At 55.3% G+C, this 2,281-nt stretch carries 1 protein-coding gene and 1 pseudogene; both read left to right on the plus strand.

Annotated elements, in window-relative coordinates:
• The first annotated feature begins 298 nt into the window (after positions 1–298).
• On the plus strand, positions 299–1,069 hold the full coding sequence (locus tag G7A98_RS16500; protein WP_240464773.1) for an SDR family oxidoreductase: 771 nt from the start codon (positions 299–301) through the stop codon (positions 1,067–1,069).
• Positions 1,070–1,887: pseudogene (locus G7A98_RS16505) on the plus strand (transposase); the annotation flags it as partial.
• Positions 1,888–2,281 lie beyond the last annotated feature (394 nt).

The raw sequence follows: 2,281 nt of genomic DNA on the forward strand, positions 1-2,281 counted from the left end.
AGGACGGGGAGCAGGTAACCGATCAGTCAGACAGGAATGCGGCCTGACCGCCATCCACCAGAATTGACAATAACTCATGGATACCAGCTTGACATCAAAGAGGGACACCTTGATATTCTTGTGGGCCGCTGAATTCCCTGTAGGTAATTCCAGGAATCACTATGGAGACGGCAACTCCACAGCAGGGCACAACAATGATGTGGGGTTTGCCTCCCTTTGTCAGGGCACCGGCCGCCAAGCTATAACATTAACATTACAGCATGTGTATAAACGGCACGTGTATTAAGAGGAAGTTGGGATGCAAAATAACTACATGAGGTTCGAGAACAAGGTCATCATCATTACTGGTGCCGGTAGCGGGATTGGTGCTGCGGCAGCACGTCGCTTTTCATCTGAAGGTGCCATCGTCGTGTTGGCCGACTGGGCCAAGAAGGCCGCCGATGAAGTGGCTTCTTCCCTGCCGGAGGAGCGGACCCTGGTCATTGGTGTTGATGTCTCTGACGTGGCATCGGTCAAGGCGATGTTCAACCAAATTGTGGAACAGTTCGGTAGAATCGACGTGCTCATCAACAATGCTGGCGTGCATGCGACCGGCAGCGTCCTCGACTCCAGCCTGGAAGACTGGGAACGGATCTCCGCCATTGATATAAATGGTGTTGTGTACTGTTCAAAATTCGCTCTTCCGCACCTGCTGAAGAGCAAAGGCTGTATCGTAAACACAGCTTCTGTATCGGGCCTCGGTGGCGACTGGGGAGCTGCATATTACTGCGCCGCGAAAGGTGCCGTATCCAATTTGACACGTGCCATGGCACTCGACCATGGCGGAGACGGCGTGCGAGTCAATGCCGTGTGCCCGAGCCTGGTAAAGACCAACATGACCGCCGACTTCCCCGAAGAGGTCAACCAGAAATTCAATGAACGTATCGCGCTAGGTCGGGCTGCAGAGCCAGAAGAAGTCGCTGCGGTCATGGCATTCCTTGCCAGCGAAGATGCCAGTTTTGTCAATGGTGTCAATATTCCCGTAGACGGTGGAGCAACCGCCTCGGACGGTCAGCCTAAGATCACCTGATTGTCGGAGGTTCTGGACAGGTACCCGGAAATTCTTGAGCTGGTGGCCGCAGATTTGATCGATGCGTCCGTTGCCGCCGTGGGGCGAACTGGCCTGAGCGCAGAGAGTGTTCTGCGTTGTCTGGTGTTAAGGCAGCAACTGGGATTCAGCTATGAACAACTGGCGTTTCATTTGTCGGATTCGGTGACCTACCGGACCTTTGCCCGATTGCCGGCTCACCTGTCACCGAGCCGGTCCTGCCTGCAAGCCACGATCCGCAGCATCCAGCCGGAAACCTTGGCGCAGGCACTTCAGGTGCTGACCCGAAACCTGATGCACCAGGGCGTGATTTCGATGGATAAACTGCGTATCGACAGTACCGTGGTGGCCAGTCATATTGCCCCGCCCAGTGATAGCCAGTTGCTGAATGATGGCGTTCGTGTGATCAGTCGGAAGACGATAACCCCGGCGACAAGACCCTGTTCCTGCCGGTTCTGGATTACCATCAGTCCGTTCTGGGCCGGCTGCCCCGATCCGTGGTGGCCGATGGCGGCTACGCCAGCCAGGCGAATGTTGCCGCTGGCAGGGCCATGGAACTGAAGCATGTCGTATTTCACAAACCGGTGGGTGTCTCGCTCACGGCCATGGGCGTGAAGTCGAAGACCTTTAACGCATTACGTGATTTTCGGGCCGGCGTCGAAGGTAATATCTCGGAGCTGAAAAGAGCCTTCGGAGCCACGAAAGCAAAGTGGAAAGGTCACGACGGCTTCAAGGCGTTTGTCTGGGCTGCGGCTCTGAGCTATAACCTGGTGCGTCTGGCGCGGCTCGAACCCGGTTAGCTGACAGGTCCGGACTGAACAGCGAAAAAAGGACGCGTGGAAAAGCCATGCGGCGCCCGCCCGTGGCCGGAATTCAGGCTGATTGCTCAGATAATGACCAAACCGACCAGTCGTTGGCCGCCTTCATTTTTTTGAAGGCACTCAGCTCCGTGCCCATTTTCGGGAGCACGCTGAATTGGCTGAAAATGGGTGTTTCTGGATGGGCACTAGCTAACGACCTGTTAATTCCCTTCTGGTGCAAACATTGTCGACATTGCAGAAGGCTATCCCACGTTGGTGGGAAATTAGCCGCTCGTAAGCGTCTGCTGGATGGATACCGAGCTATGGTGACTTCTGGTGTATGGGAGGAGGTAGGAAGGGTGGCGTATCCTGTTGATTGATCTCGCCAGATCAC

This window comes from Modicisalibacter sp. 'Wilcox' (assembly GCF_010993675.1).
Lineage (GTDB): Bacteria > Pseudomonadota > Gammaproteobacteria > Pseudomonadales > Halomonadaceae > Modicisalibacter > Modicisalibacter tunisiensis.

Excerpts from the sequence above, each read along its gene's own strand:
- G7A98_RS16500 (WP_240464773.1), top strand. The coding sequence starts at position 299 with ATGCAAAATAACTACATGAGGTTCGAGAACAAGGTCATCATCATTACT.